The following is a 16,263-nucleotide window of genomic DNA, read 5'->3' as shown; positions in this document are numbered from 1 at the left end:
GGTGGGCTCAGCCCTCCTCACCACCACGGCACTGCTGATCGTCAACCCCTCCTCGGGCCGGGGCCGCAGCAGGCGGCTGTGGCCGGGGGTCCGCGACGCGCTGGAGGCGAACGGCTTCGACGTCGCCGTCCACATCACCACGAGCCTGCCCGATGCCACCGCCGCGGCCGCCGGCGCCGGATCCGGAACCCTCGTCGCCTCCCTCGGTGGCGACGGGCTGCACGGAGCGGTTGCCGCGGGGGTCCGGGGGACCGGCTCGGTACTGCTGCTGCTTGGCGGCGGCCGAGGCAACGACACGGTGCGCAGGCTCGGCCTGCCCGTCCACCCGGTGCGCTCCGCCCGCCGGGTGCTGGAACTGGCCGTGCGGCCCCTCGATCTCGGCTCGGCCAACGGAGTGCCCTTCCTCGGGGTTGCCCACGCGGGCTTCGATTCGCTCGCGGCTGAGTTCGCGAACCAGGTCAGGCTTCCCCTCGGGCCGCTGAGCTACATCCTGGGAGGCGTCAAGGCGCTGTGCGCCTGGCGCGGTGCGGAATTCCGCGTCACGGTCGAAGGGACGCAGCACGTATTCCCGGGGTGGTTCGTGGCAGCCGGAAACGTGGGCCAGTACGGCCGCGGGCTCTGCATTGCGCCGCACGCGGTGGCGGACGACGGCCGGCTCGATGTCGTTGTGATGGGCGCCGGCAGCCGGCTTCGGGTAGTCAGCGTGTTCCTGCGGGCCTTCCGCGGCGCCCACCTCGCCCAGCCCGGGATCCGGTGCTTCACCGGGCAAACGCTGCGCATCGACGCCGCGCCCGGCATCAGCCTCTATGCCGACGGAGAACTGGTCGGCCCGCTCCCGGTCGACGTCACGGTGCTGCCGGCAGCGATCCTGGCGCTCGTTCCCCGCACCAGCCCTGTCCTGCGCGAGCTGCCCGGCGACGTATCAGCGCACCTCTAGGACGGTCCACGCCCGAGCGCAGGCCCGGCACCGACCGCAACCGCCGGGTGCAGCATGACGCGGGGTGACGCGGCGCAGGAGCACCACCGTGAACGTCCGTGCGGCACGGCCCGATTGCGGAAGGCGCAGGCCGCCGACAGGCGTATCATGGAGGCGTATCTTCTACCAATCTTTAGGGGCTTTTTGTGTCCACCGTTGACGACAATTCGACAACTTCAGCGCAGACCGGAGGCAGCCGGGTCAAGCGCGGAATGGCCGAGATGCTGAAGGGCGGCGTGATCATGGACGTGGTCACCCCCGAGCAGGCACGCATCGCCGAAGACGCCGGTGCCGTGGCGGTCATGGCGCTGGAACGGGTGCCTGCCGACATCCGCGCCCAGGGCGGTGTTTCTCGTATGAGCGACCCCGACATGATCGACGGCATCATCGAAGCCGTCTCCATCCCGGTCATGGCAAAGTCAAGGATCGGGCACTTCGTTGAGGCGCAGGTGCTGCAGTCGCTCGGCGTCGACTACATCGACGAGTCCGAGGTACTCACTCCCGCCGACTACGCCAACCACATCGACAAGTGGAAATTCACGGTTCCCTTCGTCTGCGGCGCCACGAACCTCGGCGAAGCCCTCCGCCGCCTGAACGAGGGCGCCGCGATGATCCGGTCCAAGGGCGAGGCCGGCACCGGCGACGTCTCGAACGCCACGATGCACATGCGGAAGATCCGCTCCGAAATCGCACGGCTTTCCTCGATGGCCGAGGACGAGCTGTACGTGGCCGCCAAGGAACTCCAGGCGCCCTACGAACTGGTGAAGGAAGTTGCCCGTGAGGGCAAGCTTCCCGTTGTCCTGTTCACCGCAGGGGGGATCGCGACGCCGGCCGACGCCGCAATGATGATGCAGCTTGGTGCCGACGGTGTGTTCGTCGGTTCGGGCATCTTCAAGGCCGGCAACCCGGCCGAGCGCGCCGCCGCCATCGTAAAGGCCACGACCTTCTTCGATGACGCCGACATGGTCGCCAAGGTCTCCCGCGGCCTGGGCGAGGCGATGGTCGGCATCAACGTCGACGAGCTCCCGCAGCCCCACCGCCTGGCCGAGCGCGGCTGGTAACAGGCGCGGCGCCGAGGCGCCGGCACAACGAAAGGGAGGGGTGCAGCCGGCCGGCTGCACCCCTCCCTTTGTGTTCGCGGAGACTAGCTGCCGCGTACGTTCCTGCCGTCGATTCCGTCCGGTTCGATCTGCTCCTTGCGGACTTCCTCGCTCACGGTTTCCTGTCCGGTCACGGTCTCCTTGTCGAGCCGCACGCGCTCGACGGGGACCGCCTCCTTCTGGACCACGGGGGTCTCCTTGTGGAGCACGACCTCGTGTTCCTCTTCGCTGATCGCGGGACCGGCAAGGGCCTGGTCGCGGTTGGCGTCGGTGATCGGTTCCCGTTCCAGGCGCACGCGCTCCTCCGACACCGGAACAGTCTTCGTCACGTTCTCAGTGACGACGTACTTGCGCAGGCGGACACGTCCCGATTCGCGTGTGGCGGTGCCGACGCGGAGCTGCTCCTCCGAGCGCGTCATGGCTTCGTCCGTCGTCGGGCCGGAGGTGTCGTGCCCCACCGCGTCCCTGGGGGCACCGGCGGTTGCGTCACGATCGGTGCGGGCAGTCCCGGTTCCGTTGGAGAGGTCCGTGCCGCTCCGGCCGCCGAGGCTGTAGTGCCGGTAAAGGCGGTCCTCCTCCTCGGGGCTCAGGTGGCCGTCGCCTTCGAGGTTCGGTGCGTCCTTGACGAGGTCCTTGCTGTAGGGGACCCGGATGTCGTCTCCATCAACGGTTGCCGCCTCAAGCGGGACAAACGATTCGGATGTTCCGAAAAGGCCCGTGTTCACAGTGACCCAGCTCGGATTGCCCGTCTCGTCGTCGACGTAGAGCTGGCCTACGGAGCCGAGCTTCTGTCCGTCATCGGTGTAGACCTTGCCCCGGCCCTCGGCCAGGCGGTTCAGCTGTTCGGAAGTAATCATGATTCCTCTCCTGCTGTTCACGGGAGCGGTGGCTCCCTTGCGTCCGACCCCACTCTAGGGGCGTGTCATGAAAATGACAAGCTAACTTACTACTAGAGTGTCAAGTGAATTTCCCGTGCGGACTTTCATCGATTTCTCCGCCTCTTTGAGTTGCATCGAGGCACTTTCTTCGTATAGCTAGTAAGTAGGCTTTCGAATCACTCAGAGGCTTTCCGGCTCCGGGAAGCCGGTGCGGGAACGCGCTGGAGGATTGCTGAGACAGGACCAGATATCAGAAGGAGAAGTAAATGACGCACCACAACGCTGCAGGGGCAAGCACGCCCAAGGGACGGCGCGATGACCTCGTTGCCGAGGAACGGCGGCAGTTCGGCGGCATCAAGTTTGGCTCGGCCTTCTTTGGTTGGATGACTGCGACTGGCATCGCCGTGCTGCTCACCGCACTGCTCACCGCGGTCGGTGCAGGGGTCGGGGTGGCCAACAACGCGGACGCCGGGCAGGTGGCCGACCAGGCCAGTTCTGACCTGCAGACCGTCGGAATCGTCAGCGGCATTGTGCTGGCGGTCATCCTGTTCGTCGCGTATTACTGCGGAGGGTACGTCGCCGGCCGCATGGCCCGCTTCGACGGCGCCAAGCAGGGCTTCGCAGTGTGGCTGTGGGCCGTCGTCGTCGCTGTTGTTCTCGCCATCCTCGGTGCGGTTGCCGGGAGCCAGTTCAACATTCTCGGCAGCATCAACGGGTTCCCCCGCATTCCCATCAATGAGGGGGCACTGACCACGGGCGGAATCATTGCCCTCGTCATTGCCGTGCTGGTTCCCCTCGTTGGTGCCGTCCTCGGCGGCAAGGCGGGGATGCACTTCCACCGCAAGGTCGACCAGGCAGGCATCGAGCACCAGGCCGGCCTGACCCGCTCCTAAGCGGACCTGCGGCGGTCTGCGGGCCCGGCTTCCCCTCGGGGAGGCCGGGCCCGCAGCGGTCCTCAGAGACCCATCCAAAACGTCTTGCCGCGCCCCACGAGGTTGAACCCCCGGGCCTGGAAGAACTCCGCCCCCTGCGGTGCGGCATTCACCGCAAGGTGCTGGGCACCGGAGGCCGCGGCGGCCTTCGCCGCCCGGCTGACCAGTGCCGTGCCGAGCCCCCGGCGCCGGTACGGAGGCAGCACCTCGACGGAGAAGATGCCGCCCAGACCGCGCAGCCCCACAACCCCCGAGGGGTAGAACGAATACGCGGCCCCCACGAGGTTTCCCTCAACCCGAGCCTCAGCGTGCCACGCCTGCCGGGGCTGGGAACGCACCACCCTCAGTTCCCGCGCCAGCGGTCCCCGGTAGTCCGGAACCTCGGTGGAGAGGGAGGCGGCGGCGTCGTCGTACCCCGCCGGGAGGCTCACCGGAGCGGCCATCCATGACGGCTGCCACCCCGGGTCGAAACCCATTCCCGACAGGCTTGTGCTTTTCACTGCGCCGTTGAGCCAGACCCCGACCGTCTTTGCCCCGAGGCGCGACCCATCCGCCAGAGCCGGCCGAATGCCTCCCGGTGAGATCTCCTGGGGAAACAGGAGCATCAGCTCGCGCCGGGCGGGAAGCCATGCCCAGGAGCATCCGTGGGTGGAAAAGGTCCTTCCGCCGGTCGCTGTGGCGAGCGCGGCGAACCAGGCGCTCTGCAGGTGCTGGCACTGGGCTATCGTGACCATCGGGTGCTAGTCCAGCCCGCGCCGCTTCAGCAGCGGCCCGATCTCGGCGTCGCGCCCGCGGAAGTTGCGGAACGCCTCAAGCGGATCGAGGCTGTTGCCCCGGGAGAGGAGTTCGCGGCGGAAATAATCGCCGTTCGCGCGGGTGAGCCCTCCCGAGGATTTGAACCACTCGACGGTGTCGGCGTCGAGCACCTCGCTCCAGATGTACGCGTAGTAGCCGGCAGCGTACCCTCCGGCGAAGATGTGCCGGAAGTACCCCGTGCGGTACCGCGGTGGAACCAGGGCGAAGTCGAGTCCGGCCGCCTCCAGGGCGTCCCGCTCGAAGGCCTCCGGGTCCGTGATTTCCGTCCCCGCCTCGAGGCTGTGCCAGGCGAGGTCAAGCAGGGCCGCACCAAGGTACTCGGTAGTCGCGAAGCCCTCACCCCAGGTCCGGGCAGCTTCCAGCCGGGCGGTCACCTCCTGCGGCAGTTCCTCGCCGGTCGCATGATGGCGGGCATAGTTTGCGACGACCTCCGGCCAGAGCATCCACATCTCGTTGACCTGCGAGGGGTATTCGACGAAGTCCCTGGGCACGTTCGTCCCGGACAGCGAGGGGTAGGTGACGTTGGAGAGGAGTCCGTGAAGCGCATGGCCGAACTCGTGGAAGGCGGTCACCACTTCGTCGTAGGTGAGCAGGGTCGGCTCGCCGGGGGCCGGCTTGGGAATGTTCAGGTTGTTCACCACCACCGCGCGCGTTCCCTGAAGCGCTGACTGCTCAACGAAGGAGTTCATCCACGCGCCACCGTTCTTTGTGTCGCGTGTGTAGTAGTCACCGAGGAACAGTCCGAGCCCGCTGCCGTCCGCCTCGAAAACCTCCCACACCCGCACCTCCGGGTGGTAGCCGCGCAGGTCGCTGCGTTCGGTGAAGGTGAGCCCGTAGAGCCGGTTGGCGGCGAAGAAAATCCCGTCGGAAAGGACGCGCTCCAGCTCAAAGTAGGGGCGCAGGGAGGCGAGATCGACGTCGAACGTGGCCTGGCGCACCTTCGCCGCGTAGTAGGCCCAGTCCCAGGGTTCGATCGGATGCCCTGCCGCCTTCTCCAGCTCGGCGGCCTCCGCCCGTGCGTTGCGCACTGCCGGGGCGGTGAGCTCGCGCAGCCGCGTGCGGATTGCGTCGAGCGAGGGCGCGGTCTGGTCGTCGGTTGCCGCTTCGGCGAAGTTCGCGAATCCGAGGAGGGAGGCACGTTCGGCGCGCAGCGTGGCCATACGCGCGGCCAGCCCAAGCGTGTTGTTGTCGTTGCCGCGGAATCCCCGGGTCACCGAGGCTTCGTGGAGGCGGCGGCGTACGTCGCGGTTGGCCAGCAGTTCGAGGGCGGGCTGGGCGGTGGGGAGGATCAGGCCCAGGAGGTACTTGCCGGGGTGCCCCGCCGCTTCGGCGGCACCAGCCGCCGCGGCAATGCCTTCGGGGGAGAGGCCGTCGAGTTCCTCTGCGCTGGTGAGCAGCACGGCGGCGTCGTTGGTGTCGCGCAGCAGCCGCTGCTGGAACTCGGTGCCGAGCTCCGACAGCTGGGAGTTCAGGTCCCGCAGCCGTTCCTGCGCGGCGTCGTCGAGTTCCGCGCCCGCCCGGACGAACCGCCTGCGGTATTCGTCAACGAGCCGGACCGCCTCGGCGTCAAGGCCTTCCGTCGGTACCTGCGAAAGCCGCTCGAAGAGCCGGCGGTTCAGGTAGATGTCGTCCTCGTGGCCGGCGACGCGCGGCCCCACGAGCTTTTCAATCTCCTGGATGGACTCCGTCGAGTCGGACCCCGTGCGGTTGTAGAACGCCTCTGCCACCCGACGCAGGGTGCTGCCTGCCCGTTCAAGGGCTTCGACGGTGTTCGTGAAGTCCGCGGGCCCGCCGGAATCCACGATTGCGTCGATGTCGGCGAGGTGCTCGGCGAACCCGGCCTCGAACGCAGGCAGGTAGTGCTCGTCGCGGATGCTGCCGAAGTCGGGGAGCTGGTATGGAAGCGTGCTCGGCTCAAGGAAAGGGTTGCTCATAGGGATCAACTTTTGCACGCCGGGGCGGGCGAGCGCATCAGGAGGACCGGAGGATGCGGCACAGCCGGTGCCGGCGGATCACCTCGGCCGGGCGGCGGCATGCCGGCGGGCGAGTTCCTCTACGCTGTCGTCGACCTCGCCGGGCTCGAAGGAGCCGTACTTCCGTTCGACCGCCGTGCGGATGAGGAAATCGGCGATCGCCGGGTTCTTCGGCAGCAGCGAGCCGTGGAGGTAGCTGGCGACGACGTTGTTGTAGCGGGCGCCCTCATGGTTGTCCTCGGCGTTGTTTCCCTCACCCTTGGTCACCGTCGCAAGCGGGGCCACCCCCGTGCCGAGGAAGGTCTGCCCGCTGTGGTTTTCGTAGCCGTGGATCTCGCCGAATTCCGGGCTCGTGGCAACGACGTTGCCGATCAGGCGCTGTTCGCCCCCGCGGGTCTCGAGATCGAGCACGCCGATGCCGGGAATGACGGTGCCGTCGACGGTGCGGAAGAACTTCCCGAACAGCTGGTACATGCCGCAGATCAGGAGCATCGGCTGGCCGTCGTCGGCGAGGGCCCGCAGCCGCGGCGCGATCGCCTGGAGGTCCTGCTGGATGACCAGCTGGCCGCTGTCCTGGCCGCCGCCACCGACGATCAGATCGGCGTCCTCCGGGAAGTCATCGCCGGCGTTATGTTCGGAGATCACGGCGTCGTAGCCGTTCCAGGCGAGGCGCTGCTTGAGCGCCAGGACGTTCCCCCAGTCGCCGTAGATGTTCATTTCGCGCGGGTAGAGCTGAACGATGCTGATTGTGCCCTTGGACATCAGGAAACCACCTCGACGGTCGTGATTTTCGAAAGTTCGCGGCGGATCGCCAGCATGGCCGTGTAGGTGCAGAAGATGCGTTTCGGTCGGCCGGAGCCGGCTTTGAGGAAGCCCCGCAGCGCCGACTGGAGGTCCACGTCAACGCCGCCCACCGCGACGTCGTCGTACTTCAGCCGCAGCGCCATGTCGTAGGCGCGCACTCCGGAGACCATGTCGACGCCGCCGGCGCGCAGGGAATCGAAGTCGACGTCCCACAGCCAGGACATGTCCCGCCCGTCGGCGTAGTTGTCATTGATCGCGATCATTGTGGAGCAGCCCTGCGGGTCGAAGGACTTCAGGCCCAGCCGGAAGCCGCTGGGGTTTTTCACGAGCACCAGTTCCAGGGGCTGGCCCTCGACGGTGAGGCTTTCGCCGCGGCCGAAGGCCGGCTGGACGGCGGCCAGTGAGGCGAGCAGGGCTTCACGGTCGACCGTGTCGCCGAGGACCACGCGTGCCGCGGTGAGGGCGGCAGCCGCATTGAAGACGTTGTAGACGCCGCGGAGCAGCAGGTCGGTCCCGACCGACTCGCCGGCGATCGAGAAGACCGCCGAATTCCCGTCGACCTTCTCGAGCACCACTTCCGCCGGCAGGTGGGAGGGCTGGGGGATCCCTGCGGCGCCGCGCAGTTCGTCGTCGTTGGGGAAGGTGCTCCGCAGCGAGGAATCGAGCCCGAAGTAGACAACCTGTGCGCCGCGGACGGTCTGGGCGATGCCCGCCACCCGCGGATCCTCGCGGTTGAGGATGACAGTGCCGGTGGTCTTCGCGGCGATCTGCTCGAGGAGCCGGGTCGTCGCGTCGATTTCCCCGAAACGGTCGAGCTGGTCACGCAGGACGTTGAGGAGCAGCGAGTGCCGGGGCGCCACGCGGTTCACGAAGTGCACGGCGTGGGCCTCGTCCAGTTCAAGCACGGCGATATCGGCCTGGAGCCGTCCGCGCCAGTCCACCTCGCCCAGCAGGGCCGCAGCGACACCGCGGGTGAAGTTGCTGCCGGTGCGGTTCGTGAACACCTTCAGACCCTGGCCTTCGAGCAGTTCCACGACCATCTTGGTGGTCGTCGTCTTGCCGTTCGTGCCGCTGACGACGACGACTCCGTGCTCAAGGGAGGACAGGGCCCGGCCCATGAAGCCCGGATCGATGCGCTCCACCACGAGACCGGGCAGGGCGGAGCCGCCGCCGCGCAGCCGAGACGCGCGGCGCACAGCTTTTCCAACGAGCACGCTGAGGGGATTCATGCTGTTAAACCTAGCGCAACGGCGGGAGGACCGGCCGCCGGCCCGGATTCAGGAATCGCACGGCGTCCAACCTAGAATTGGCCAATGGCCTCATCGATTCCTTCTTCAACCTCCGGCGTGCGCATTGGCGTTCTGGCGGTCCAGGGCGACGTCCGCGAGCACATCCGCACCATCGAAGCGCTCGGCGGCACCGCGACGGGTGTTCGGCGCCCCGAGGAACTGAAGGGCATCGACGGGCTGATCATCCCGGGCGGGGAGTCAACGACGATCGACAAGCTGACGCGGTCGTTCGACCTCGCCGGCCCGCTGAAGGACATGATCGGCGGCGGGCTTCCCGCCTACGGCTCCTGCGCGGGGATGATCATGCTCGCCAATGTGATTGCCGACCCGTCGACGGACCGCCAAGGCAACCCGCAGCAGACCTTCGGCGGCCTCGACATGGTGGTGCGCCGCAACGCGTTCGGCCGTCAGCGCGAATCCTTCGAAACGGACCTCGACTTCGCCGGGCTACAGGAAACAGGCGGTGCCCGTGGCGCGGATCCGGTGCGGGCCGTGTTCATCCGGGCGCCCTGGGTGGAGAGCGTCGGGGAATCGGTTCAGGTTTTGGCGCAGGTCCCGGCGGGGGAGACCCCACAGCCGCACCACTCGCACGAGGCCGACGCCGCACGGTCCGAAGCGGTCGCTAGAATTGTCGCAGTGCGGTCAGGCAACCTGTTGGCCACCAGTTTCCATCCGGAAGTCACCGGCGAGCAGCGGGTCCATCAGTTGTTTATTCGAATGATCAGAGGAGAAGCGTAAGCATGTCGGGGCACTCTAAGTGGGCAACAACCAAACATAAGAAGGCCGCGATCGATGCCAAGCGCGCGAAGTCCTTCGCGAAGCTGATCAAGAACATCGAAGTGGCGGCACGGGCCGGCGGTGCGGACCTCGCGGGCAACCCGGGCCTTGAGCTGGCGGTGTCCAAGGCGAAGAAGACCTCCGTCCCCATCGACAACATCAACCGCGCCGTCAAGCGCGGCGCCGGGCTGCTCGGCGACGCCGTCGAGTACCAGACGATCATGTACGAGGCCCGGGGGCCGCAGGGCTCTGCCCTGCTCATCGAGTGCCTTACCGACAACAAGAACCGTGCTGCTTCCGAGGTGCGCCTCGGCATCACCCGCAACGGCGGCAGCGTGGCCGACCCCGGTTCGGTTTCCTACCTGTTCACCCGCAAGGGGGTTGTGACACTGCCCAAGAACGGGTTGTCGGAGGACGACATCCTGATGGCCGTGCTCGACGCCGGCGCGGAGGAGGTCAAGGAGGGCGCTGAGACGTTCGAGGTTATTTCCGAGCCGCAGGACCTGCGGGCCGTGGTCGCCGCCCTCGAGGAGAACGGCATCGAGTACGACACCGACGAGGCCGAGTTCGTCCCCTCGATGCAGGTGCAGCTCGACGTCGACGGCGCGCGGAAGTTCCTGAAGCTCGTCGATGCGCTCGAAGACCTCGACGACGTGCAGAACGTCTACTCGAACGCGGACCTCTCCGAAGAGGTTCTCGCAGAACTCGAGAGCGACGATTAGCACCGGCGGGCGGGCTCCGGGAGCCGGGACGCCATGAGCTTCAGGGTGATGGGCGTCGACCCGGGGCTCACCCGGTGCGGTCTCGCCGTCGTCGATGTCGAACCGAACCGGCACTCGACGCTCGTCGCCGTCGGGGTCGTGGGAACCGAGGCCGGGCGCAGCCTCGACCAGCGGCTGCTGGTAATCGCCGAGGCGGTCGATGAGTGGCTCGACCTGCACAAGCCGGCGGTGCTCGCCGTCGAGCGGGTGTTCAGCCAGCTCAATGTCAGCACCGTCATGGGCACGGCCCAGGCCTCGGGCGTCGTCATCGCCGCGGCGGCCCGCCGGGGCATCCCCGTTGCCCTTCACACCCCGACCGAGGTCAAGGCGGCCGTCACCGGCAACGGCCAGTCCGACAAGGCGGCGGTGACAAAGATGGTCACGAAGATCCTTCGGCTCGACGCCCCGCCGAGGCCGGCCGACGCCGCCGACGCGCTTGCCCTCGCCATTACCCACGCCTGGCGCAGGGGCGTGGGACTGCAGGCCGCGGGCGCCGCAGCCGGAACGGGAGCCGCCACCCCGGCACAGCGGCTGTGGGCCGAGGCCGAGGCTCGCGCCCGCCGCAGCCGCTAGGCCCCTCGAACCCGCCCCCGGAAGCACTCCGCACCGGTGTGGCGCCGGGCGGAGAGCCCTGGTTGAAGGTAACGTAATAGAAAGTATGTTCGGACGCTGGTTCGGGCCGTCCCCACCCCACCTTCCTTGGAGCCCCCTGAAATGATCAGTTCCCTCCGCGGCACCGTCGCCCACGTCGGCCTGCAGTCGGCAGTGCTCGACGTCAACGGTTTTGGCATGCAGGTCCAGGCCACCCCGCAGACGCTGGCGACACTGAGGGTCGGCAGCCAGGCGCAGGTCTTCACCACGATGGTCGTGCGGGAGGACTCGATGACCCTGTTCGGCTTCGAGGACGCGGAACAGCGGGAAGTGTTCGACACCCTGCTCGCGATCAGCGGCGTCGGCCCGCGGCTCGCCCTCGCCGTGCTCGCCGTCCACGCACCCGAGGCCATCCGCATCGCCGCCTCCGCCGGGGACGACAAGGCGTTCAGCAAGGTTCCCGGCATCGGCCCCAAGGGTGCCCGCCGGATCGTGCTCGAACTCGCGGGCAAGCTCGTGCCGCTTGAGGCGCCGGGCGTTCCCAAGAACACCTGGCAGGGGCAGGTGCTCACAGCAATGATGGGCCTTGGCTGGTCGGAGAAGGACGCCGGCTCCGCCATCGACGCGGCAATCGCCGATGCTCCGGAGGTAGCCGCCACCGGCGACGTCGGCCAGATCCTCAAACTCACCCTCCGCCGGCTCGGCCAGGACGGCGCCCGGAGTTCGGTCCGGACGAAGAGCCTCTGATGAGCCCCTCCAAGCACCCCGATGAAGCGCCGCTTGTCGCCGCCGGTTCCGATCCCGAGGACCGGGCGGTCGAGGCGGCGCTCCGGCCCAAGAACCTCGACGACTTCGTCGGCCAGAAACGCGTACGCCGTCAGCTGTCCCTCGTCCTCGAAGCGTCCCGGATGCGCGGGCGCAGCGCCGACCACGTCCTGCTCTCCGGCCCCCCGGGCCTGGGCAAGACCACCCTGGCGATGATCATCGCCGCCGAGATGAACGCACCCCTGCGCATCTCCTCGGGTCCGGCAATCCAGCACGCAGGCGACCTCGCCGCGATCCTTTCCTCGCTCACGGAGGGCGAAGTCCTCTTCCTCGACGAGATCCACCGCATGTCCCGGCCCGCCGAGGAAATGCTCTACATGGCCATGGAGGACTTCCGCGTCGACATCGTCGTCGGCAAGGGCCCGGGCGCGACCGCCATCCCGCTCGACCTTCCCCCGTTCACACTCGTTGGAGCCACCACCCGCGCCGGCCTGCTGCCCGGGCCGCTGCGCGACCGCTTCGGGTTCACCGGGCACCTCGAGTTCTATTCGACCGACGAACTTGAACTTGTGCTGCGCCGTTCCGCAATGCTCATGGACATGAAGGTCAACTCGGCCGCCTTCGCCGAGATCGCCGGGCGTTCCCGGGGAACCCCGCGTATCGCCAACCGCCTGCTGCGGCGGGTGCGGGACTGGGCCCTGGTGCACGGCACCGACCTCATCGACGCGGGGAGCGCGGGTGCGGCCCTCGACATGTACGAGGTCGACGAAAAGGGCCTTGACCGGCTCGACCGCGCCGTCCTCACCGCCCTGATCACCAAGTTCAACGGCGGACCGGTGGGGCTTTCCACCCTGGCGATCGCCGTGGGCGAAGAGCCGGAGACCGTCGAGACGGTTGCCGAACCGTACCTGGTCCGTGAGGGGATGCTGGGGAGGACACCGCGCGGCAGGATCGCCACCGCCTCCGCCTGGAGCCACCTCGGGCTCGCCATGCCGGCCTCCGTTGCGGCGGCGATGCCCGAAGACCTGTTCTCCGTCCTGCCCGAGGACGACGAAGCGGAGGATCTCGCCGCAGGGGACTGGCCGGGAAGCTGAGCCGTGCTTCACCGGAGGTGTTTCCCTTTACACTGGGAGAATACGCGGTGTGCGCCGGTTCATTACGCGCGCTTACGCCGACCCGAGTGATAGGAACGGAACTTCTCTGTGTTCGCAAACGTAGTAGCTACCGCCGGCAATGCCGCCCAAGAACAGCCTTTCGACATTTTCTCCATCCTGCTCCCGCTCGCGCTCGCGTTCCTGATTTTCACGATGTTCCGCAAGCAGCGCAAGGTCAAGCAGCAGGCAACGGAGATGCGCACCCAGATGGAGCCGGGTGCCGAGGTCATGACCCAGTTCGGCCTGTTCGGGACGATCGTCTCGATCGACCAGGAGAACAACAAGGCGGTCATCGAACTCTCCCCGGGCAACACCGCAACGGTCCACACCCAGGCCCTGAGCAAGGTCGTGCACCAGGAGCCGAAGACCGCAGACATCGACGACGCCGACGTTGACGCCCCCGGGCCCGCCGGAGCCTCAGCGGCCGACAGCGACCCCCTTGAGTCCACGCGGGTCGAGACCCCCGAGGAAACCGTGGAGCGGCTGAACCGCGAAAACAACAGGAACAAAGACAACTAGCATTCCCTTCCCGGCCGCTGCCTCGTGCCGGCGGCCGGAACGGATCGGCACGGCGCTCAAACGCCACATTCCAAAGGACAATCCCCAATGCCACGTACCGGCCCGGGCACGGCAGCCAAACGGACACTCGTCTGGCTGGGCGTACTTATAGCCCTCCTTTCAGTTCTGCTGGGAGCAGGATCCATCTGGAGTTCCGCGAGCTGGGCTCCGAAGCTCGCCCTGGACCTCGAGGGCGGCACCCAGATGATCCTGTCGCCGAAGCTTTCCGACGGCGGAACCGAGATCACCGACGAGCAGCTTGAGCAGGCCGTCGAGATCATCCGGCAGCGCGTCGACGGCAGCGGCGTCGCCGAAGCCGAAATCAACACCCAGTCCGGGCAGAACGTGATTGTTTCCCTCCCCGGGATTCCCGACGCGAAAACGCGCGAGCTTATCCAGGCCTCCGCGCAGATGGAGTTCCGCCCCGTGCTGTTCGGCGGTCCCGGGCAGGCGCCCGCGGCCGAGACGCCCACCCCCGAGGATGAGCTGCCCAAGCCCACCGCCGAGCCGACCAACGCGAGCGACCCGAACTGGATCACCCCCGACGTGTTCAAGCAGTTCGAGGCCCTCGACTGCATGGACCCCGCGGCGCTCGAGCCCAAGGAGGAGAACGCCCCGGCGGACCAGCCGATGGTCGCGTGTGAACCCGACACCCAGGGCAAATACATCCTCGGCCCGGTGGAGGTCCCCGGAACCCAGATCGACACGGCCAGCCACGGCCTCCAGCGCGGGAGCCAGGGCCAGGCCCTCAACAGCTGGGTCGTCAACATCGACTTCAACGACGAGGGCGCGAAGACCTTCCGCGAAGTCACCGAACGCCTTTTCTCGATCGGCCGGGGTGATCCCCGCAACCAGTTCGCGATCGTCCTCGACGGGCGGATCATCTCCGCGCCGACGACGAACGCTGTCATCCCCGACGGAAACCCGAGCATCAGCGGCAGCTTCACCGAGGAATCCGCCGCGGCCCTGGCCGAGCAGCTGAAATACGGCGCCCTGCCGATCAGCTTCGAGATCCAGAGCGAGCAGCAGATTTCCGCAACCCTCGGGGCCGACCAGCTCCGCCTCGGCCTCATCGCCGGGGTGATCGGCCTTGCCCTCGTTGCCCTCTACTCGATGTTCCAGTACCGAATGCTCGGCCTGGTGACCATCGCCTCGCTGGTCGTGGCCGGTGTGCTGACCTACCTCGCCATCGCCATTCTCGGCTGGACCGAGAACTACCGGCTCTCCCTTGCCGGCGTGGCGGGCCTCATCGTTGCCATCGGCCAGACCGCCGACTCGTTCATCGTCTACTTCGAACGCATCCGCGACGAGCTCCGCGACGGACGCGGCATGATCTCCGCCGTCGAGAACGGCTGGCGCCGGGCCAAGCGCACGGTGCTCGCCTCCAAGGCCGTGAACCTCCTCGCCGCCCTTGTGCTCTACTTCGTGGCCGTGGGCAACGTGCGCGGCTTCGCCTTCACCCTGGGCCTGACCGCGATCGCCGACCTCATCGTCGTCTTCCTGTTCACCCACCCGGTCCTGCGCCTCCTTGCACGCACCCGGTTCTTCGGAGAGGGCCACCGGTGGTCCGGACTCGACCCCGAGCGGCTCGGCGTCACCCCGCTCTACCGCGGCGCGGGCAGGTTCCGTGATCCGGCCGACAAGCCTGTCGCCCCTGTGAGCGCGCGCAACCGCGCCGCCACCGGCGAGGCCGAACGCCGGATGACCATCGCCGAACGGCGCATCGCCGAGCAGCAGAAAGCCCTGGCCGGTCGCGGCCGCGGCGAAGAGAAAGAAGAGAACCGATGAACGGCAGCAGCTTCGCCAACTTCGGCAACGAGCTCTACTCGGGCAAACGGTCCTACCCGTTCGTCGCAAAGCGCAGGCTCTGGTTCATCATCTCGGCCGCCGCCGTGCTGCTCTCGCTGATCGTCCCGGTGGTCAAGGGCGGCTTCAACCTGGGCATCGACTTCCGCGGCGGATCCGAATTCACCGTCTCGGCCACCGAGAACACCGACGTCGCCGCAGGGGAGCGCGCGGTCACCGACGTCGTCGCCGACGTGGTGCCGCGGGTCACCAACATCGCCCCGGCAACGATGCGCATCCAGACCGAGCGCCTCACCGACGACCAGACGCTGAGCGTGCGCGACAACCTCACCACCGCCTACGGCGTCAGCGAGGAGCAGGTCACCTCGAGCTACGTCGGCCCCACCTGGGGCGAGGACGTCAGCCGGCAGGCCCTCATCGGGCTCATTGTGTTCGTCCTCCTCGCGGCGGTCCTCATGGCGCTCTACTTCCGGACCTGGAAGATGTCCGTTGCCGCGATGACCGCGCTCGTTGTGGTCATGGTGGTCACCGCAGGGCTCTACTCGCTGAGCGATTTCGAGGTTACGCCGTCGGCGATTATCGGCTTCCTCACAATCCTGAGCTACGCCCTGTACGACACGGTCGTGGTCTTCGACAAGATCCGGGAAAACACCGCCGAAGTCTCGACGACGACCAAGCGCACCTTCGCGGAGCAGGTGAACCTCGCCGTCAACCAGACCCTCGTGCGGTCGATCAACACCTCCGTTGTAGCGGTACTGCCAGTTGCCTCGATCCTGTTCATCGGCGCCTACCTCCTCGGCGCAGGTACGCTGCGGGACCTCTCGCTGGCCCTGTTCATCGGCATCATCCTCGGCACACTGAGCACCATTTTCGTCGCCGCGCCGATGTACGCGGCGCTGCGCCTGAACGAGCCCGAAATGAAGAAGCAGGAGAAGAAGGTCAAGCACCGCCGGGCCCTCGAAGCCGCCGAAGCCTGAGGCGGTGGCCGGGTCCGCCGTCGGACCCGGCTAAACTTGATTGTGTGTACAGTGCGGCGGGCCCACCCCACGGGCCCGGCCTGTACAGAACGCACTCAAGATGAGG

At 67.5% G+C, this 16,263-nt stretch carries 16 protein-coding genes; 11 read left to right on the top strand and 5 right to left on the bottom strand.

Annotated elements, in window-relative coordinates; all coding sequences use genetic code 11:
• Window position 1: 1 nt before the first annotated feature.
• Both AC4D2R_RS16370 and pdxS read left to right on the top strand, forming a co-directional pair.
• On the top strand, window positions 2-937 hold the full coding sequence (locus tag AC4D2R_RS16370) for a diacylglycerol/lipid kinase family protein (RefSeq protein WP_490941169.1): 936 nt from the start codon (window positions 2-4) through the stop codon (window positions 935-937).
• A 185-nt stretch (window positions 938-1,122) separates the two neighbouring features.
• Entirely contained in the window at window positions 1,123-2,037 is a 915-nt protein-coding gene (gene pdxS, locus AC4D2R_RS16365) for a pyridoxal 5'-phosphate synthase lyase subunit PdxS (protein WP_490941168.1), read from the top strand.
• Between the two features lie 83 nt (window positions 2,038-2,120).
• Here the strand turns inward: pdxS and AC4D2R_RS16360 are convergent, their stop codons facing one another.
• On the bottom strand, window positions 2,121-2,933 hold the full coding sequence (locus AC4D2R_RS16360) for a DUF2382 domain-containing protein (RefSeq protein WP_490941167.1): 813 nt from the start codon (window positions 2,931-2,933) through the stop codon (window positions 2,121-2,123).
• 287 nt (window positions 2,934-3,220) lie between these two features.
• On the opposite strand from AC4D2R_RS16360, the gene AC4D2R_RS16355 reads away from it, so the two are divergent.
• Window positions 3,221-3,847 (top strand): hypothetical protein, encoded by a 627-nt coding sequence (locus AC4D2R_RS16355; RefSeq protein ID WP_490903387.1) that lies wholly within the window; start codon window positions 3,221-3,223, stop codon window positions 3,845-3,847.
• Window positions 3,848-3,909: 62 nt separating this feature from the next.
• Here AC4D2R_RS16355 and AC4D2R_RS16350 read toward each other — a convergent pair whose 3' ends face one another.
• From AC4D2R_RS16350 to AC4D2R_RS16335, 4 genes are all read right to left on the bottom strand, one after another.
• Window positions 3,910-4,620: a GNAT family N-acetyltransferase gene (locus AC4D2R_RS16350; RefSeq protein ID WP_490941166.1), complete on the bottom strand. Its 711-nt coding sequence runs from the start codon at window positions 4,618-4,620 to the stop codon at window positions 3,910-3,912.
• A 6-nt stretch (window positions 4,621-4,626) separates the two neighbouring features.
• A complete protein-coding gene (locus AC4D2R_RS16345; protein ID WP_490941165.1) occupies window positions 4,627-6,636 on the bottom strand; it encodes a M3 family metallopeptidase in 2,010 nt (669 codons plus the stop codon).
• Window positions 6,637-6,714: 78 nt separating this feature from the next.
• Window positions 6,715-7,437, bottom strand: coding sequence for a type 1 glutamine amidotransferase (locus AC4D2R_RS16340; RefSeq protein ID WP_490941164.1), 723 nt, complete (start codon window positions 7,435-7,437; stop codon window positions 6,715-6,717).
• On the bottom strand, window positions 7,437-8,708 hold the full coding sequence (locus AC4D2R_RS16335; RefSeq protein WP_490941163.1) for a Mur ligase family protein: 1,272 nt from the start codon (window positions 8,706-8,708) through the stop codon (window positions 7,437-7,439). Before AC4D2R_RS16335 ends, AC4D2R_RS16340 begins: the two co-directional genes overlap by 1 nt.
• Window positions 8,709-8,792: 84 nt before the next feature.
• Here AC4D2R_RS16335 and pdxT point away from each other — a divergent pair, with 84 nt between their 5' ends.
• The 8 genes from pdxT (at window position 8,793) to secF (ending at window position 16,157) form a co-directional block, all read left to right on the top strand.
• Window positions 8,793-9,506, top strand: a complete 714-nt coding sequence (gene pdxT / locus AC4D2R_RS16330; protein WP_490941162.1) for a pyridoxal 5'-phosphate synthase glutaminase subunit PdxT — start codon at window positions 8,793-8,795, stop codon at window positions 9,504-9,506.
• A gap of 2 nt (window positions 9,507-9,508) precedes the next feature.
• A complete protein-coding gene (locus tag AC4D2R_RS16325; protein ID WP_490903381.1) occupies window positions 9,509-10,267 on the top strand; it encodes a YebC/PmpR family DNA-binding transcriptional regulator in 759 nt (252 codons plus the stop codon).
• A 33-nt stretch (window positions 10,268-10,300) separates the two neighbouring features.
• Window positions 10,301-10,879 carry a crossover junction endodeoxyribonuclease RuvC gene (gene ruvC, locus AC4D2R_RS16320; protein WP_490941161.1) on the top strand — a complete coding sequence of 193 codons (579 nt, stop codon included), beginning with the start codon at window positions 10,301-10,303 and terminating at the stop codon, window positions 10,877-10,879.
• 141 nt (window positions 10,880-11,020) lie between these two features.
• Window positions 11,021-11,644 carry a Holliday junction branch migration protein RuvA gene (gene ruvA, locus AC4D2R_RS16315; protein ID WP_490941160.1) on the top strand — a complete coding sequence of 208 codons (624 nt, stop codon included), beginning with the start codon at window positions 11,021-11,023 and terminating at the stop codon, window positions 11,642-11,644.
• On the top strand, window positions 11,644-12,756 hold the full coding sequence (gene ruvB / locus AC4D2R_RS16310; protein ID WP_490941159.1) for a Holliday junction branch migration DNA helicase RuvB: 1,113 nt from the start codon (window positions 11,644-11,646) through the stop codon (window positions 12,754-12,756). Before ruvA ends, ruvB begins: the two co-directional genes overlap by 1 nt.
• Before the next feature lie 108 nt (window positions 12,757-12,864).
• Complete coding sequence (yajC, locus tag AC4D2R_RS16305; RefSeq protein ID WP_490941158.1) at window positions 12,865-13,335, top strand: preprotein translocase subunit YajC; 471 nt, start codon at window positions 12,865-12,867, stop codon at window positions 13,333-13,335.
• Window positions 13,336-13,422: 87 nt separating this feature from the next.
• Window positions 13,423-15,162, top strand: a complete 1,740-nt coding sequence (secD, locus tag AC4D2R_RS16300; protein ID WP_490941157.1) for a protein translocase subunit SecD — start codon at window positions 13,423-13,425, stop codon at window positions 15,160-15,162.
• Window positions 15,159-16,157 (top strand): protein translocase subunit SecF, encoded by a 999-nt coding sequence (gene secF, locus AC4D2R_RS16295; protein WP_490903375.1) that lies wholly within the window; start codon window positions 15,159-15,161, stop codon window positions 16,155-16,157. Before secD ends, secF begins: the two co-directional genes overlap by 4 nt.
• Window positions 16,158-16,263 lie beyond the last annotated feature (106 nt).

The sequence above is a fragment of the Arthrobacter sp. TJ-217 genome, from assembly GCF_058269255.1.
This window is presented reverse-complemented; position numbering and strand designations above follow the sequence as displayed.